11 protein-coding genes are annotated in these 18,001 nt (G+C 65.8%); 5 read left to right on the top strand and 6 right to left on the bottom strand.

Features of this window, described 5'->3' with window-relative positions:
- Positions 1-117: 117 nt before the first annotated feature.
- Both BLR24_RS01495 and BLR24_RS01490 read right to left on the bottom strand, forming a co-directional pair.
- A complete protein-coding gene (locus BLR24_RS01495; RefSeq protein WP_254787125.1) occupies positions 118-3,180 on the bottom strand; it encodes a sensor domain-containing diguanylate cyclase in 3,063 nt (1,020 codons plus the stop codon).
- A gap of 147 nt (positions 3,181-3,327) precedes the next feature.
- Positions 3,328-4,992, bottom strand: a complete 1,665-nt coding sequence (locus BLR24_RS01490; RefSeq protein ID WP_093011574.1) for an alpha-amylase family protein — start codon at positions 4,990-4,992, stop codon at positions 3,328-3,330.
- 58 nt (positions 4,993-5,050) lie between these two features.
- Here BLR24_RS01490 and BLR24_RS01485 point away from each other — a divergent pair, with 58 nt between their 5' ends.
- Positions 5,051-6,661, top strand: a complete 1,611-nt coding sequence (locus tag BLR24_RS01485; protein ID WP_093011570.1) for an alpha-amylase family glycosyl hydrolase — start codon at positions 5,051-5,053, stop codon at positions 6,659-6,661.
- A gap of 40 nt (positions 6,662-6,701) precedes the next feature.
- On the opposite strand, the gene BLR24_RS01480 is transcribed toward BLR24_RS01485, so the two are convergent.
- The 4 genes from BLR24_RS01480 to BLR24_RS01465 form a co-directional block, all read right to left on the bottom strand.
- A complete protein-coding gene (locus tag BLR24_RS01480; protein WP_093011567.1) occupies positions 6,702-8,048 on the bottom strand; it encodes an erythromycin esterase family protein in 1,347 nt (448 codons plus the stop codon).
- Between the two features lie 12 nt (positions 8,049-8,060).
- Positions 8,061-8,726 carry a phosphoribosyltransferase gene (locus BLR24_RS01475; protein ID WP_093011564.1) on the bottom strand — a complete coding sequence of 222 codons (666 nt, stop codon included), beginning with the start codon at positions 8,724-8,726 and terminating at the stop codon, positions 8,061-8,063.
- Positions 8,727-8,953: 227 nt separating this feature from the next.
- A complete protein-coding gene (locus BLR24_RS01470; protein WP_175543137.1) occupies positions 8,954-9,361 on the bottom strand; it encodes an Hsp20/alpha crystallin family protein in 408 nt (135 codons plus the stop codon).
- Positions 9,362-9,402: 41 nt separating this feature from the next.
- Complete coding sequence (locus BLR24_RS01465; protein WP_093012734.1) at positions 9,403-9,840, bottom strand: Hsp20/alpha crystallin family protein; 438 nt, start codon at positions 9,838-9,840, stop codon at positions 9,403-9,405.
- Positions 9,841-10,144: 304 nt separating this feature from the next.
- On the opposite strand from BLR24_RS01465, the gene BLR24_RS01460 reads away from it, so the two are divergent.
- The 4 genes from BLR24_RS01460 to treS all read left to right on the top strand — a co-directional run bounded on the left by BLR24_RS01460 (position 10,145) and on the right by treS (position 17,953).
- The gene (locus BLR24_RS01460; RefSeq protein ID WP_093011558.1) at positions 10,145-10,465 is read left to right on the top strand and encodes a hypothetical protein; all 321 of its coding nucleotides are present in this window, start codon (positions 10,145-10,147) and stop codon (positions 10,463-10,465) included.
- Between the two features lie 198 nt (positions 10,466-10,663).
- Positions 10,664-12,562 carry a 1,4-alpha-glucan branching protein GlgB gene (gene glgB / locus BLR24_RS01455; RefSeq protein ID WP_093012731.1) on the top strand — a complete coding sequence of 633 codons (1,899 nt, stop codon included), beginning with the start codon at positions 10,664-10,666 and terminating at the stop codon, positions 12,560-12,562.
- Positions 12,559-14,610: an alpha-1,4-glucan--maltose-1-phosphate maltosyltransferase gene (locus BLR24_RS01450; RefSeq protein ID WP_093011555.1), complete on the top strand. Its 2,052-nt coding sequence runs from the start codon at positions 12,559-12,561 to the stop codon at positions 14,608-14,610. Before glgB ends, BLR24_RS01450 begins: the two co-directional genes overlap by 4 nt.
- Before the next feature lie 10 nt (positions 14,611-14,620).
- Positions 14,621-17,953, top strand: coding sequence for a maltose alpha-D-glucosyltransferase (gene treS, locus BLR24_RS01445; RefSeq protein WP_093011552.1), 3,333 nt, complete (start codon positions 14,621-14,623; stop codon positions 17,951-17,953).
- Positions 17,954-18,001 lie beyond the last annotated feature (48 nt).

Genomic DNA, 18,001 nt, shown 5'->3' with positions numbered 1-18,001 from the left:
CGATTCTGCTGGGGCCGGCCGGGCTTGTCAGCAAGAGAGCGGCGCCGCCTCCGCGCGGGCGCAATTCGGCACTACGAAAGTTCTCAGAATGAAGGTGGCCTGGTCGATGCGGGCGCATCAATCCGAAAACCCGAAGGTATTGCGGCCCGCCGACTTGGCGCGGTAGAGCGCGGCGTCGGCGCGCGCCAGCAGGTCGGCGTCGGTGATGGCGGCGTCGGTGACGGCCGTTTCGGTGGGCTGGTGAAACGCAATGCCGATGCTGGTGGTGACCCTGAGGCTCTGGCCGTCGAGCTCGAAGGCCGAGGTGCCGATCTGTTGGACGATTTTTCGTGCCACGGCCACGGCGGCTTCGCGCGTGTGCACGTTTTCCAGCACCACCACGAACTCGTCGCCGGCCAGGCGCGCGACCGTGTCGGTGCTTCGCACGCTGGCCAGCAGGCGCTTGGCGTATTCCACCAGCACACCGTCGCCGGTCGCATGGCCGAAGGTGTCGTTGATGGTCTTGAAATGGTCGACGTCCAGAAACAACACCGCCAGCGCGTTGCCCGAGCGCTGGGCGCGGGCCAGGGCGCTGGGCAGATATTCGTTGAAGGCGAGCCGGTTCGACAAGCCCGTGAGCGGATCGAGGCGGGCCAGGTCGATCAGCTGGCGCTCCACCGCCTTCAAGGCGCTGATGTCCAGGCTGAGCGAGAAGATGCCGCGCGTGACGCCGTCGGGACCGATGTCGGGCACGTAGCTCACGCGGGTCGTGCGGTCGAAGTCCTTCGTCCGGGTCTTGGCCTCGAACTCCACGCGCTCGCCGGCCAGCGCGCGCGCGATCATGGCCTTGCGCGAAAGATAAAGTTCCTCGCCCGCCACCTCGCTCACATGGCGGCCCAGAAGTCGGGCGGGGTCCACGCCCATCCACTCCCGATACGTGGCGTTGGCGAAGGTGATTTTTTCGTCGCGATCGATGTAGGTGATGAGCGCCGGCAGGTTGTCGGTGATGGTGCGCAGGCGCATCTCGCTTTCCGCTTGGCGCAGTTCCGCCTGCTTCAGCGCGGTGATGTTGAAGGTCATGAGATAGAAGCCGACGAACTTTCCCTCGGCGTCCATGTCTGGAATCAGGTTGACCTGGAAGTAGCCGGTCTTTCCGTAGAGCGGGGCCTGGACCGGAAAGCGCACCGACTTGCCCTCGCGCACCAGCGGAAGGTAGGGCCGCTGCTGCCGGTACACCGCCTTGCCCACGGACGAGCGCAGGGTCACGCCGTCGAGCGGGCCATCGCCCAGGCCAGCCATGCGCCGCGCGCGGCTGTTGGCGAACAGGCAGTTCTCGTTGCTGTCGAAGTAGCCCACCAGCGCTGGAATGCTGTCGGTCACGTCGCGCAGCCGCTTTTCCTGCGCGGTCAGGGCCTTGCGTATGTTCACTTCGTCGGTGATGTCGAAGGTCATGGCGAACACGCCCTGCACCACGCCGTTCGCGTCCTGGTCGGGAATGTAGTGGGCCTTGAAGGTCCGCTCGCCGATGCCAAGCGCTGCGTCGCCGGCTTTCTCGATGACCACCGTTTCGCCGGCCAGCGCGCGCTCGTAGGCGGGCGCAACGATCGCGAAATCGGCCGGGCCCCGGACCTCGGGCATCGACCGGCCGACCATCGCACGCTCTCTGTGCAGCGCCATGACCTGTGCATTGACGAAGGTGTATTTGAGCGACGCATCGACGTGCGACACCAGCGCAGGAATGTTGTCCGCGATGATGCGCACCTGCGCTTCGCTGTGCGCCAGGCTGAATTCGATGCGCTTGCGCTCCGTCACGTCGGAGGTCATGGCGTAGTAGCCGCGAACCTGTCCGGCCTTGTCGAGATCGGGAATGAGCTCGGTCTGGAAGTAGCGGTCGTGTTCGCCGCGGCTCGCATCGCCCCGCCTCTCGAAACTGACGGCCTCGCCGGCCAGCACGCGCTCGACGCCGGCCTTCATGGCCGCATCGTCTTCGCCGAAGCTTTGTGCCTGCCGCCCGATCAGCTGCGCCGCGCCGCGGTCGAGCTTCTTGCAGAGCGGTGCGTTCACGAAGGTGTAGCGGCCTTGCGCATCGACGTGCGACACCATCGCGGGCAGGTTGTCGGTGATGTCGCGCAGGAACTTCTCGCTCGATTTGCGTTGCCACATCAGCGTGTCGAAGGTGCGCGCAATGTCGCCGATCTCGTCGCGCGGATAGGTGCGCGGCCCAGCCGTTTCGAGGGCCGGGTTGTCCACGTCGAGCATGTGCCGGTGCAGGTGCGTGAGCGGCCTGAGCTGCCGGCGCACGAGGCCCAGTGCGGCGGCGCCGGCGACCACTGCCAGCACCACCGCCCCCATCCATGCAGAACGCTCGATGGCGTCGACCCGCGCGAAGGCTTCCTTGCTGGGATACATGGACCCCATGACCCAGTTGGTCTCGCGCAGCCGCTTGAAGGCATACAGCCCGTGCACACCCGCATGGTTGACGCCCTCGGTCGCGCCTTCGTAGCCTTCCATCGGACGTTCGATCTCGGGGTTGCCGACCCCCTTCAGGCCCGTCTGGTTGACGATGCGCTCGGTGCGCGGGTGGTCGATCACGGCACCGTCGGTGCTGGTGATGAACAGGTAGCCGGTCCGGCCGAATTTCACGTCGGCAAGCTCGCCCAGGATGTTCCGTTCCTTCAGGTCGATGGCCCCCGAGATCACATACTTCACACGGCCCGCAGGATCGAGCACCGGTTCGGTCAGGGCGATCTGTGCCAGGCCGGTGAGCCGGTTCAGATAAGGTTCGGAGATGACGCTTGCCTTGGCGGCGAGCGTCTGCTGAAAGTAGGGCCGGTCCTTGATGTTCACCCTGCCGGGCTGCTGCGCACCGCTGAGGCTCGCGATCAGATCGCCGTCGGCCGTAAAGAATGCGACGTTGCTGAAGGCCTTCCGAAGCGACGGGTGCTTTTCGACAAAAGCCTGCAGCGTTGCCGCGTCCGGGAAGTCGTTGGTCGTCACGCTGTCGGCAAAGGTTTCGAGCAGGGTGCGCCGGCTGACGAACTTTTGATCTACTGTATTTGCAATGGCCGACAGCCGCGCGAACGCTTCGTTTTCGATCGAGGCCTTCATGCTCGTCTTCACCAGCTGCAATGCCACGGTGGCAATGGCGAAGGTGGCCGCAAGGACCACCGCGGCCACGCCGAGACTGAGGCGTGTGTTCAAGCTGATGTGGATATTCCTGAGACCTGATGAGTTCATTGGGGTGGAAAAAGCATCGCGATGCGGCCCGCTTTGCGCACCTAGTGTGTCAGAAGCGGGGGGTAGGGTACCTCGCGCAATCCCCCATGGCTCGTGGGTCGTCCCATGGCGTCACATCTCCTCGCGCTTGAGCAGGTAGTCGAGCGGGCCGACTCGGAACCAGCGGTAGCCGTAAGGCTCCAGCAGCATGCAGTGCTTGCCTTTCGCGTCGGCGCGGCTGTGTGCGTTCGACAACAGGTTGATCAACTGCTCGCCATGCCGACCGAACGCCTTGGCTTCGAGCTTGATTTCCAGCGGGTCGGCGCGGAAGTTGTGGATGAAGGCCACCGCATTGCCGCGCCACTCGTAGCGAATCACGAGCACGGATTTTTCAACGTGGGGAATCACCTTGAAGTCGCCCCATCCGATCTCCGGCACCTCCTTGCGCATGCGGACCACGCGCTCCATCCAGTTGAGCAGCGAATCGGGGTCGCGCCGCTGCGCCGCCACGTTCACGTGCTCGAAGCCATAGGCGCCGCCACTGATCACGGGAATCACCGGTTTCGACGAGACGGTGAACCCGCCCTGGCGTTCGGTGGACCATTGCATCGGGGTTCGCGCACAGGTGCGCTCGGGCAGGTTCAGGTCATCGCCCATGCCGATCTCGTCGCCATAGCGCATGACCGGCGTGCCGGGCAAGGTGAACATCAGGCTGTAGGCGAGCTCGAGCCGGCGCCGGTTGCCGCCCAGCATCGGTGCGAGGCGGCGGCGTATGCCGCGATCGTAGAGCTGCATGTCCTTCTCGGGGCCGAAGGCCTCGAACACGCGCTTGCGCTGTGCGGGCCGCAGCCGCCCGAGGTCGAGCTCGTCGTGGTTGCGCAGGAACATGCCCCACTGCGACGTGGCTGGCCGTTCGCGGGTGGCCTCCAGCGCCTTGGCCAGCGGCCGCGTGTCGCCCGCGGCCATGGCATAGAAAAGGTTCTGGTTGACCTGGAAGTTGAACATCATGTGCAGCCGCTCCCCCTCGTCGCCGAAGTAGGCCATGTTGGTCTTGGCCAGCACATTGGCCTCGGCCAGGATGATGGCGTCGCCACGGCGCCATTGAAGCAGCTCGCGGAACTCCCGCAGCATGTCGAATCTTTCCGTCGGGTGCACGACCTTCGGGCCTTTTGCGCCGATCACGAAGGGCACCGCATCCATGCGGAAACCCGACACGCCCAGCTGCGTCCAGAAGCCCATGATCTTGAGGATCTCCGCCTGGACGGCCGGGTTCGCCGTGTTCAGGTCGGGTTGAAAATCGTAGAAGCGATGGAAGTACCAGCGCCTTGCGACCTTGTCGAAAGTCCAGGTCGATTTCTGCACGCCGGGAAAAACCACACCATCGGTATAGCGGGGCGGCTTCTTGTCGGACCAGACGTACCAGTCGCGGTATTTTGAATTCCGGTCCTTGCGCGCCTCTTGAAACCAGGGGTGCTGGTCCGAGGTGTGGTTGACGACCAGGTCCATCAGCACGCGCATGCCGAGCTGCTCGGCCGAATGCGTGAACTCGACGAAGTCGCCAAGCGTACCGAATCGGGGGTCGACGTTGTAATAGTCCGAAACATCGTAGCCGTCGTCATGGCCCGGCGATGGATGGAACGGCATCAGCCACAACGTCGTCACACCCAGGCCATGGAGGTACTCCAGCCGCCGCGTCAGCCCCTCGAAGTCGCCGCAGCCATCGCCGTTGGAGTCCATGAAGGTTCCCACCGACAGGCAATACACCACGGCGTTCTTGTACCAAAGGTCGTTGATCATGCCGGGGAACCTCCTAAGAATAGGTACCTCGCAATGCAATAACCCGAAAGGAAATTCGATGTCGGCCGATGCTTGGTGGAAGAACGGAATCGTCTATCAGATCTATCCGCGTTCGTTCCAGGACAGCGATGGAGACGGCATCGGCGACTTGCGAGGCATCCAGAGGCGGCTCGATTATCTGGTCGAGCTTGGCGTGGATGCTGCGTGGATTTCACCGATCTACCCCTCACCAATGGCCGACTTCGGGTACGACATTTCCGACTACTGCAATGTCGATCCGCGTTTTGGGACGCTCGAGGCGTTCGATGCACTCGCGGCTGAATGCAAGGCGCGCGGCCTGAAGCTGGTGCTGGATTTCGTGCCCAACCACACCTCGGACCGGCACCCATGGTTCGTGCAGAGCCGGGCTTCCCGCAACAACTCCAAGCGCGACTGGTACCTGTGGCGAGACCCCGCGCCCGGCGGCGGACCACCCAACAATTGGCTGAGCAACTTCGGCGGACCCGCATGGACCTTCGATGAAGCCAGCGGGCAGTACTACTGCCATTCGTTCCTGAAGGAGCAGCCGGATCTCAACTGGCGCAACCCCCAGGTGCGCAAAGCCATGTATGACGTGCTCCGCTTCTGGCTGCGCCGCGGCGTAGACGGCTTTCGCGTCGACGTGCTGTATCACCTCGTCAAGGACGCCGAGTTTCGCGACAACCCGCAGAACCCTTCGTTCCAGGTGGGCCAGGATCCTTCGCACCAGCTGCTGCCGCTGTACACCACCGACCGCCCGGAGATGCAAGACGTCATCGTCGAGATGCGCCGCGTGGTCGACGAGTTCAGCGACGAATCCTCCACGCGCGTGCTGATCGGCGAGCTCTATCTTCCGCTGGAGCGGCTCATGGCCTACTACGGGCGCACCTCCGACGGGCTGCTGCAGGGTGTTCAGCTGCCGTTCAACTTCCAGCTCATCGCCGCGCCGTGGCATGCGGCCGAAATCGACCGCATCGTGCGCAACTACGAAGCGGCATTGCCGCATGGCGCGGCGCCCAACTGGGTGCTGGGCAACCACGACAAGCCGCGTATCGCGAGCCGTGTCGGACAGGAGAGGGCGCGGCTCGCGGCCATGCTGCTCCTCACGCTGCGCGGCACGCCCACGCTCTACTACGGCGACGAGATCGGCCTCACCGACGTTCCCATTCCGCCGGACGAAGTGCAAGACCCGTTCGAGAAGAACGAGCCCGGCAAAGGCTTGGGGCGCGACCCGCAGCGCACTCCCATGCAGTGGAGCCGCGCGCACGCCGCCGGCTTCACGGACGGCACGCCGTGGCTGCGCCTGGGCGGCGACTGGGACATGCGCAATGTCGAGGCGCAGCTGGCCGATCCGGCCTCCATGCTGCAGCTCTACAAGAAGTTGATTGCGCTGCGGCGCAACGAGCCCGCGCTGCATGAGGGAAGCCACGAGCAACTCGAAGCGGGTGCCGACGTGCTGGCCTATGCAAGAAGCTCGGGCACGCGGCGGCTGGTGGTGCTGCTGAACTTCGCCACCGCCGAAACCCCGGTCGCCGCGAACCTTCTGCCGGCCGACACCGTCGTGCTCGCCTCGACCCATGCCGACCGCACCGGCGCGGTGAAAGGCGAACTGGTGCTGCAGCCGCTCGAGGGCGTGATCGTCGCGCAGTAGCCGGCGGCCTCTGGGCTGCGGCAGCTGCATAAGGCAGCGCCTATTTGCCGGATGGATAGGTTTCCGGCACCTCGATATCCGGCGCGGCCGCGTCGCGCTCCAGCGGCTCGACCGCGCGGGTCCGGTCGAAGTGCAGCAGCGCGTCGAACTGCACCGGCAGACGGGCGAAGAAGTAATGGCTCTGCCGCTCGGTCTCAGGGCGGTAGATGACGCCAATGGCGCGCTCCAGCCGCTGTTCCCGCAGCGCAAAGAAGTGGCTTCCTTCGCCGCGCAGGGGCAGCATGAAGCGCTCCAGGCCGGTCTCGTGCATGAGGCCTTCATAGCTGTCGGGCCGGGAGGAAAGAACCTGTTTGCGCTCGGGGGCCGCACCCCAGTCGGATGCCGCCATCACAGTGCCCGTGTGGGTGGTAAAGCCCACGAGAACCGCGTCGCGGCCCTGGCGTTCGCGCACCAGTTGGCCGACGTTGAGCTCGCCGCGCTGCTCGCCCATTTCAGTCGCGCGCGCATCGCCCAGGTGCGAGTTGTGCGCCCACACCACGATCTTCGGGCGTTCGCTGCTGCGCCACAGGTGGCGCTCGAGTTCGCCCAAAGTCTCGACCATGTGCCGGTCGCGCAGGTTCCACGACGACACGTCGCTGAGGTACATCGAGCGGTAGTACGCCTCGGCGTTCTTCACCAGGCGTGCGTTCTGCTCGGCATTGAAGGCTGCATCCTCATTGGCCGCAATGCCGCCGCGCCATGCGTCGGCGGAAGCGCGGCGCATCTCGACCAGCATGTCGATCACTTCCTGCCGGCACGAGGCGGTGTTGCCAAGCCCGGCCATGAGCCCATAGACCTGCCCGCCGTCGCCGAAGCGGTCGAAGCACGCGTAGCGTTCGCGTGCGCTCTGCGCCGTGTCTGGATCGGTCCGGTCGAAGTAGGCGAGCACGGCCTCGATCGAGGCATGCAGGCTGTACAGGTCCAGCCCATAGAAGCCGGTCTTTCCCTGCACCGGGCCGGCCTCGTTGAAGGCCCGCTGCCATTCGATGAAGCTTGCCACGTCTTCGTTGCGCCACATCCAGGTGGGAAAGCGCCGGAAGCCCGTCAGCGCATCGCGCGCGCTGGCGTCTTCGCCGTCGCCGCGGACGTAGCGGTTGACGCGATAGGCATCGGGCCAGTCGCCCTCGATTGCCACGGCGTTGAATCCCTTTTCGGCCATGAGGCGGCGCGTGATGTCGGCGCGCGCCGCATAGAACTCGTGCGTGCCGTGCGAGGCCTCGCCGAGCAGCACGTAGTGCGCGTCGCCGATCAGATCGAGCAGGGCGTCGTGGTCGCCCAATGAGCCGTCCATCGGGTGGGCCGCGAGGCGCAATGCGTCGGTTTCTTTCGAAATGCGTGAGGGCGGCATCGTTCATTGTCCTCAGTCGGAGAGCGGGCTGCGGCGGCGCGCGTTGTGAAGCAGGCGGCACACTTCCTCGTCGCTGGTCTGTGAGAAATCCAGGTACCAGCGGCCCACTCCCAAAAAGGGGTCCGGCATCTCGGCGCACACGACCTCGTCGGCCTCGCTGCGCAGCAGCTCGCAGGCTTCGGGCGCCCCCACGGGCGCGGCCACCACGACGCGGGCGGGGGCCTGCCGGCGCACCGCGCGTACGGCGACGCGCATGGTCGAGCCCGTGGCGAGGCCGTCGTCCACCAGGATCACGACGCGGCCGCGCAGGTCTGGCGCGGGCCGCCCGCCGCGGTACACGCGTTCGCGCCGTTCGAGTTCGTACGCTTCGTTGCTTGCGACTTCCTCGACGTCCCTGGTGGAGATGCCGAGCTCGCGCACCAGCATGTCGTCCAGCAGCCGCTCGCCGCCGCTGGCAATGGCGCCCATCGCAAATTCAGGATTCCACGGCACGCCGAGCTTGCGCACCACCAGCACGTCGAGCGGGGCGTGGAGCGCCTTGGCCACCTCGTACGCCACCGGCGTGCCGCCGCGCGGCAACGCAAGCACGGTCACGTCGGAGCGGCCGGCCAAGTTGGCCAACCGTTCGGCCAGCACGCGACCCCCATACTTGCGATCGCGAAAAGATTCGAAAGCCATTTCGATGTCCTTGCGCCCACCTTATTTTTTGCGGCGCACGGACGTTGTGGGGCCGATGCGCACATCGGCGTAGGCATGCGCTGCCACCGGGGCACGATGCGCGCGCCGGATCGAGCGTCTTGCGCAGGCCTGCCTTCCACGCATCCGGCTGGTGTTCGACGGCGGGCAGGCGCGCCAGGCGTTCGGTACCGCTCATCTTTCACCTCCGGAGCGCATGTGCATTTCAATCAGGACGCCTGGATCTCGATGCGCCTCGGCTGTGCGTGCTGGGCCTTCGGAATGCGCAGCTTCAGCACACCCTGCTTGAGTTCCGCCGAGATGGCGCCCGTGTCCAGCTCCTTGCTCAGCGTGAACACGCGGCGGAAGCGGCCCAGGCCCACTTCGGTGTGGCTCGATTCGAGACCCTCGGGCACCGACAGGTCGGACTCCGCTTCGATGGTGAGCGTGTCCGAAGCCACGTGCAGGCCGAGCTTGTCGCGCGAGACCCCTGGCAGGTCGGCATAGAGCGTGATGCCGCCGCTGTCCTCGATCACGTCGACCGGGGGCGTGAGCGCGGCGTCGCTGTAGCGCGCGCCGTCTTCCTTGCGGGCGAGCTGCGCCCGTTCGGCAACGCGAGGCGATGTGTTGGTAGTCATGGCCATCTCTCCTTTCAAATTTGCTTGCGGCTCTTTTCGTTTCACTGGACTGCGATGCGGCGCGGCTGCGACGAAGCGCGGCGCTGCACCGAAATGCGCAGCACGCCGTCCTGGTACTTGGCCGTCACCGCCTCGGGGTCGGCGTCGTCAGGCAGGGTCAGCACCCTGCGGAACGAGCCCTCGAAGCGTTCGTTGATGTGGATGGCCGCCTTCTCGTCCTCTGGCGGGAGCGCGTTTTCGCGCTTTCCGGCGATGGTGAGAAGGCCGCGCTCCAGGTTGACTTCAAGGCTCGACGGGTCGACGCCGGGCGCGAACGCATAGATCTCCACCGTTTGCGGCGTGCCGCCGATGTTCAAGGCGGGAAAGCCGTTGCGGCCAAAGCCACGGATGGTGGGAGACAGATCGAAGGCCTGCTGCATCTCGCGTTGCAGGCGATCCATTTCGGCGAACATGTCGCGCGGGAACAGGGATCGGTACATGGCGAAAACCTCCATTCAGACAAAAGTTGAACGGAGCGCCGGAGGCGTCTCCAGCGCTTCCGATGAGCGAAATAGGCGCTGCCGGCGTGTTTTCAAGAGGCTCTTTTGGGGGCCGATGGCACGGCCGTTGCGCGCCGGACATGGATTGCAGCAATTTTTACGCGCCCCCGCCCACGATTCCCGCCCCTCTCGAGGCGCGCAAGGCGCATCCTCCGGATACGCGCGGAAATCCATGCCGCCGGGTGCATGGGTCCGCGCTGGATTCGAGCCGCAATGCACGCGCTCAAGCGATCAGGAGACAGCCATGGACTTCGAAGGGATTTACTGCTTTGACACGGCGACGGTCCGCTTTGCAATCTACCCCGATGGCCGCGATGGCGCGCGGATCATCGCGCAGATTTCAGAAGAGACCCTGCACGATGTGTTCGGCACCAGGAATCTGGGCGACCGCCTGCTGGATACATGCAAGACGCACTTCGTGGCCCTCAGCGCCGCCGCGCTCCGGTGCCACCGGGCCAACCCGAAAGCACCGATCTGCCTGACGATCGACGATTTCTCGCCGCGCGCCTTGCCAAGGTCCGCCAACGACCATGACGCCACGTCGGGGGCGCCGGTTGCCGCGTAAGTAAAAATGCCGCGCCTCGCGCGTGGGTTGTTCAAACCCACAGCGCGTGATGGGCAACTCTCCGACACCGCAAGGCGGCTTCAGCCTTAACCGCCGGGCTCGGATTTTTTGCAAATTGGGCGGTCAGGTCTTGTGAAAGCCGAAAGCGTGCCCCTTTGGGCACCCGGTTCGCTGGCCTTCTGCAAGCAAGGAACACCGGTGCCAGTGAACCAGCCGCCAAGAACGCCAGAAGCACAAGACGCCTACCTGTTTCGGGAGGGAACCCACTCCCGCTTGTACGACCTCCTGGGTTGCCACCCGGCAAAGGAAGGCGGAGCGCATTTCGCGGTCTGGGCCCCCAACGCAGAGTCGGTGGCGGTGGTGGGCGACTGGAACTACTGGTCGGGTGAAGCCGACCCGCTTTCGCCGTCGCCAGACGGCACGGGCATCTGGCAAGGCCATGTTCCCCACGCGGCGCTGGGCCAGGCCTACAAATACCGGATCCGGTCCCGCTTCGGTGGCTTCGTCGTCGACAAGGCCGACCCCTTCGCGTTCTGCAGCGAGCTGCCGCCCGCCACGGCCTCGCGCATCTGCGAACTTTCTTACGAATGGCAGGACCGCGAGTGGATGACCAGGCGCGGCGCGCGCAATGCGCTGGACGCGCCAACGTCGGTCTACGAGGTGCACCTGGGCTCATGGCGCCGGCGCGATGGCCAGTTCATGAGCTACCGCGAGATTGCCCACGAACTCGCGGCCTACGTGAAGCAGATGGGCTTCACGCACGTCGAACTCATGCCGGTGACAGAGCATCCGTTCTACGGCTCGTGGGGCTACCAGACCACCGGCTACTTTGCGCCCACTGCGCGCTTCGGATCGCCGCAGGACTTCATGTACCTGGTCGACCACCTGCATCAGAACGACATTGGCGTGCTGCTGGACTGGGTGCCTTCGCACTTTCCGACCGACGAACACGGCCTGGCGTATTTCGACGGCACGCATCTCTACGAGCATGCCGATCCGCGACAGGGCTTTCATCCGGAGTGGAACTCGAGCATCTTCAACTACGGGCGTTCGGAGGTGCGCAGCTTCCTCGTGTCGTCGGGCCTCTTCTGGCTGGACCGCTACCACCTGGACGGCCTGCGCGTCGATGCGGTCGCGTCGATGCTGTACCTGGACTATGCGCGCAACCACGGCGAATGGATTCCCAACCGCCATGGCGGCCGCGAGAACCTGGAGGCGATCGATTTCCTGCAGACGCTGAACCGCGCCGTGTACCGCGAGCATCCCGACACGATCACCGTGGCCGAGGAGTCGACCGCGTGGCCGCGCGTCTCTCGGCCGACCGACATGGACGGCCTGGGCTTCGGCGAGAAATGGAACATGGGCTGGATGCACGACGTGCTCGCCTACATGAAGGAAGAGCCCATCCATCGCAAGTACCACCACCACAAGATGACGTTCTCGCTGGTCTATGCGTTCCACGAGAATTTCGTGCTGCCGCTCTCGCATGACGAGGTGGTCCACGGCAAGGGCTCGCTGCTGGGCAAGATGCCCGGCGACCCCTGGCAGCAGTTCGCGAATCTGCGCGCGCTGTTCGGCTTCATGTGGGCCCACCCGGGCAAGAAGCTGCTGTTCATGGGCGGCGAGTTCGGGCAGCGGCGCGAGTGGACGCACGACGGCGAACTCGAATGGTGGGTGTGCGACCTGGAAGGGCACTCGGGCCTGCAGCGGCTCGTGGCGCAGCTCAACCGCGTGTACCGCGGTGCACCCGCGCTCTACCAGCAGGACTTCACCGCCTCGGGCTTCGAGTGGATCACGGCGGACGATGCCGAACGCAGCGTGTTCGCCTTCGTGCGCAAGGGGCGTGACGGTCATCCGCCGCTGCTGGTGGTCAGCAACATGACGCCGGTGCCGCGCACCAACTACCTGCTGGGCGTGCCGCAGGGCGGCTTCTGGCACGAACTCATCAACACAGATGCGGTGGAATTCGGCGGTTCGGGTTGGGGCAACCTGGGCGGCGTCGAATCCGCGCCCGTGCGTTCGCATGGCCGCATGCAGTCGGTGTCCATGACCCTGCCGCCACTATCCACGCTGATCCTGGAACACCGGCCATCATGAAAAAACTGTTCGCAAACCCAGAGACGCCCGCAGCTTCGAGAATGCCCGACGTGCGCGACGGCAATCGGCGCGCGGTCATCGACGCGATCCTGCCTTCGGTGGACAACGGCCGCTTTCCGGTCAAGTGCGTGGTGGGAGAGCAGGTGCGCGTGAAGGCGCATTGCTTCACGGACGGCCACGACGTGCTGCGCGTGCAGCTGTGCTGGCGGCCGCACGACAAGACCGAGTTCCGCGAAGTGCCGATGAAGCTGCTGGTCAACGACGTGTGGGAGGGCGCCTTCTCGCCGCCCGCGCTCGGGCGCTACTACTACACCGCGTTGGCGTGGGTCGATCCCTTCGAATCGTGGCGCAGCGAAATGACGCGACGCGTCGAGGCCGACGACGTGCGCATTGCCTCGCAAGTGGGCGCGCTCGAGGTGGCCGCCGCCGCCGAGCGGGCTGAGGGCGCCGACCGGCAGGCGCTGGCGCGATGGGCGACCGAGCTCGATGCCGTGGCGGCCCATCCGTCGTCGGAAGTGTCGACCCTCAAGGCGCTGGCGCTCGACGAAGAGCTGGCCATGCTGGCGCGCCGCCACCCTGACAGGCGACACGAGGTGCGCTTTCCGGTCGAGCTGCCGCTGGAGGCCGAGCGCGAGCGCGCGCGCTTCAGCACTTGGTACGAGCTGTTTCCGCGCTCGGCAGGCACCACGCCTGGCGTGCACGGCACCTTCAAGGACGTGGAGGCTCGGCTGCCCGCCATCGCGGCCATGGGTTTCGACGTGCTCTACTTTCCGCCGATCCACCCCGTTGGCCGCGTGCAGCGCAAGGGGCCCAACAACGCGCTGGCCAGCGGGCCTGACGACGTGGGGAGCCCCTGGGCCATCGGCGCGGCCGAAGGAGGGCACAAAGCGATCCTTCCGGCCCTTGGCACGGCAGAAGATTTTCGCCATCTCTACGCGCAGGCTGCGGCGCACGGGCTCGAGATCGCGCTCGACATCGCGTTCCAGTGCGCGCCCGATCATCCCTACGTGAAGGCGCATCCCGACTGGTTCCGCTGGCGGCCGGACGGCAGCGTGCAGTACGCCGAGAACCCGCCCAAGAAATACCAGGACATCTATCCCTTCAACTTCGAGAGCGAAGACTGGCGCGGCCTGTGGGCAGAGTTGCGCAGCGTCATCGAGCACTGGATAGGCGAGGGCGTGCGCATCTTCCGCGTCGACAACCCGCACACCAAGGCCTTTCCGTTCTGGGAATGGGCCATCGGCGAAATCCGGCGCGAGCACCCGGAGGCGATCTTTCTTGCCGAGGCGTTCACCCGGCCCAAGGTGATGCACCGGCTGGCCAAGCTGGGCTTCTCGCAGTCGTACACCTACTTCACCTGGCGCAACACCAAGCAGGAGCTCATCGAATATTTCACCGAGCTTTCCACCTCGCCCGGCGTCGACTACTTCAGGCCGAACGTGTGGCCGAACACGCCCGACATCCTGCACGAGCAGCTGCAGGGCGGCGAGCCCTCGGTGTTCATGGCGCGGCTGGTGCTTGCCGCCACGCTGTCTGCCAACTATGGCATCTACGGCCCGGCCTACGAGTTGCGCGAGCACCTGCCGCGCTCGCCCGGCAGCGAGGAATACCTCGACTCCGAAAAATACCAGCTGCGCCACTGGAACCACGACGACCCGGCCAGCCTGGCGCCGTTCATCGCCCGCGTGAACCGCATCCGCCGCGAGAACCCGGCGCTGCAATGGGACCGCGGCCTGCGCTTCCTCCCCATCGACAACGAGCAGCTGCTGGCCTACGCCAAGGCATCGGAGGGCGGCGACAACGTGATCGTCACGGTGGTCAACCTCGACCCCTACAACGTGCAGTCGGGCTGGGTGGAACTGGATCCCAAGAGCGTGGGCGTGGACCCTCTGCGCGCGTTCCAGATGCACGATCTGCTGAGCGGGCAGCGCTTCACCTGGGAAGGCGGGCGGCACTACATCCGGCTCGACCCGCACAGCGTGCCCGCGCACATCTTCGTCGTCAGGCGGCGCCATGGCGACGAACGCGACTTCGACTACTTCCTGTGAGGCCGCGCCCATGAACGCTCCTGTCTCCCACATTGCGCTTGAAACGGTAGAGATCGACATCAGCGACGATCCGCTGTGGTACCGCGACGCTGTCATCTACCAGCTCAACGTCAAGGCGTTCTTCGATTCGAACAACGACGGCATGGGCGACTTCAAGGGCGTGACGGCCAAGCTCGACTACGTGAAGGAACTGGGCGTCAACACTATCTGGCTGATGCCGTTCTACCCCTCGCCGCTGCGCGACGACGGGTACGACATCGCGGCCTATGAAGACGTGAATCCGCAGTACGGCACGCTCGACGACTTTCGCGAGATGCTCGATGCCGCGCACGAGCGCGGGCTGCGCGTCATCACCGAGCTGGTCATCAACCACACCTCGAGCGATCACCCGTGGTTTCAGGCCGCGCGCCGCGCGCCGGCGGGCTCGCCCGAGCGCGATTTCTACGTGTGGAGCGACACCGACCAGATCTACCAGGGTACGCGCATCATCTTCACCGACACGGAGACCTCGAACTGGGCCTGGGACCCGGTGGCCAAGGCCTACTACTGGCACCGCTTCTTCAGCCACCAGCCGGACCTGAACTTCGACAACCCGGCCGTGCTGGAGGCCATCTTCAAGGTGATGCGTTTCTGGCTCGACATGGGCGTGGACGGCTTCCGCCTGGACGCCATTCCCTACCTGGTGGAGCGCGACGGCACCAGCAACGAGAACCTGCCCGAGACCCACGCGGTGATCAAGAAGGTGCGCGCCGCCATCGATGCGCAGTACAAGAACCGCTTTCTGCTGGCCGAAGCCAACATGTGGCCGGAAGACGTGCGCGAGTATTTCGGCGATGGCGACGAGTGCCACATGGCGTACCACTTTCCGCTGATGCCGCGCATGTACATGGCCATTGCGCAGGAAGACCGGCATCCCATCGTCGAGATCATGCAGCAGACGCCGGACATTCCCGAGGGCTGCCAGTGGGCCATTTTCCTGCGCAACCACGACGAGCTCACGCTCGAGATGGTGACCAGCAAGGAGCGCGACTACATGTACACCATGTACGCCGCCGACATGCGCGCGCGCATCAACCTGGGCATTCGGCGGCGCCTGGCGCCGCTGATGGAAAACGACATCGATCGCGTGAAGCTCATGAACGGCATGCTGCTGTCGATGCCGGGCTCGCCCATCATCTACTACGGCGACGAGATCGGCATGGGCGACAACGTGTTCGTGGGCGACCGCAACGGCGTGCGCACGCCCATGCAGTGGAGCCCCGACCGCAACGCCGGCTTCTCGCGCGCCGATCCGCAACGCCTGTACCTGCAGCCCATCATGGACCCGATGTTCGGCTACGAGGCGCTCAACGTGGAGGCGCAGGCGCGCGACAGCAGCTCGCTGCTCAACTGGACCAAGCGCATGCTGGCGGTGCGCAAGACGAGCCATGCCTTCGGCCGCGGCAAGCGGCGCTTCCTGAAGCCGGGCAACCGCAAGATCCTGGCCTACCTGAGCGAATACGGCGACGACATCATCCTGACGGTGTTCAACCTCTCGCGCGCCGCGCAGCCGGTGGAGCTCGACCTCTCGGCCTTCAAGGGTCGCGTGCCCATCGAGATGCTGGGCCGCGCGCCGTTTCCGCCCATTGGCGAACTGCCGTACCTGCTCACGCTGGCCTCGTACGGCTTCTACTGGTTCCGGCTCACGTCCGACGCCGAAATGCCCAGCTGGCACCAGGAGGGCGTGGCGCTCCAGGAGTGGCCCACGCTGGTGCTGTTCGACGGCTGGACCAGCTTCTTCCGCGACCGCGTGATGCCGTGGCGCATCGGCATGTCGGAGCGCATGCGCAACCAGTTCGAGCTGGAGACGCTGCCGCGCCACATCGAGATCCAGCGCTGGTATGCGTCCAAGGGCACCACCATCGAACGCGCGCGGCTGGCCGACCACGTCATCTGGGAAGTGGGCCCGCTAAGCTGGATGCTGCCCCTGCTCGAACTCGACGGGCCGCCCGGCGGCGCCACCTATTTCATGCCGTTGGCGCTGGCCTGGGAAGAGCGCGACGAAGAGCGCATGGCCGGGGTCGCGCAGGCGGCGCTCGCCAAGGTGCGGCAGCAGGCGCAGGTGGGCCTGATGGGCGACGCGTTCTACGACGAGGCTTTTTGCCGCGCGCTGTTGCAGGCGATCCGCAACGGCATGGAACTGGAAACCGCGAACGGGCGGCTGCGGTTCCGCGCGACGGCCGCCTTTGCCGCCATCGACCCCGACATCGCCAGCTTGCCGGTCGGGCGGCCGAGCGGCGTGAGCAGCAACACCGTGGTCACGCTGGACGAGACCCTGTTCCTCAAGGGCTACCGCCACCTGCGCGAAGGCCTCAACCCCGAGCTGGAAATGGGCCGCTTCCTGACCGAGGTGGCCAAGTACCCGCACTGCGTGCCGGTGCTGGGCGCGCTCGAATACACCGGCAACGACGGCCGCACCATGACGCTGGCGATGGTGCAGTCGTATGTGTCCAACCAGGGCGACGGCTGGGACCATACGCTGGGCTACCTGGAGCGATTCCTGCGCGACTTTGCCACCACCAACGGCGCGCTGCCGGACCCCATCGCGGTGCACGGCGGCTTCCTGGCGCTCATGGCCACGCTGGGCCGGCGAACCGCCGAGCTGCACCAGGCGCTGGCGATACGCACCGGCGCGGCGGCGTTCGACCCCGAGCCGATGCTGGCCGACGACATCGCGCGCTATACGGCGCAGGCTCGCGCCGATGCCACGGCCACGCTGGCGCTGCTGCGCGAAAGGCTGGGTCAGCTGCCCGCGGCGGCGCAACCCGATGCCGAGGCCCTGCTTGCCATGGAAGACGCGTTGCTGTCAGCGGTCGATGCGCGCAAGCCGCAGGCGCAGGGCGGCATCAAGAGCCGCTATCACGGCGATTTCCATCTGGGGCAGGTGCTGCTGCGCGACAACGATTTCGTCATCATCGATTTCGAGGGCGAGCCGGCCCGCGGCTTCGATGAACGCCGGGCCAAGGGCTCGCCGCTGCGCGACGTGGCCGGCATGCTGCGCTCGTTCAACTACGCGCGCTGGTCGGCCCTCAGGCGCGTGGCGCAAAGCGCGGAGGAGGCCGCCTACCTGGCGCCGCCGGCTGCCGGCTGGGAGCAAGCCGCGCGCCAGGCCTTCATGGACGGCTACACGGGGGCGTTTGGCGCGGAGGGCGACGCGACGCGCATCGATGCCGAACTGCTCGCGCTGTTCGAGCTCGAGAAAGCACTGTACGAGCTTCGCTACGAGCTCAACAACCGCGCCGACTGGGCACAGGTGCCGTTGAACGGCGTGCTCGCGATCCTGCAGGCCGAGCGGCCCGGTTGATGCTTGCATCGCATCCGCCGCTTTCGTCCGCCACCGCAACCGCAATCA

Origin of the sequence: Variovorax sp. OV700 (genome assembly GCF_900099805.1) — a bacterium.
Taxonomy (GTDB): Bacteria; Pseudomonadota; Gammaproteobacteria; order Burkholderiales; family Burkholderiaceae_C; genus Variovorax.
The sequence above is the reverse complement of the archived record's forward strand: the minus strand, read 5'-3'. Positions and strand labels throughout refer to the sequence as shown.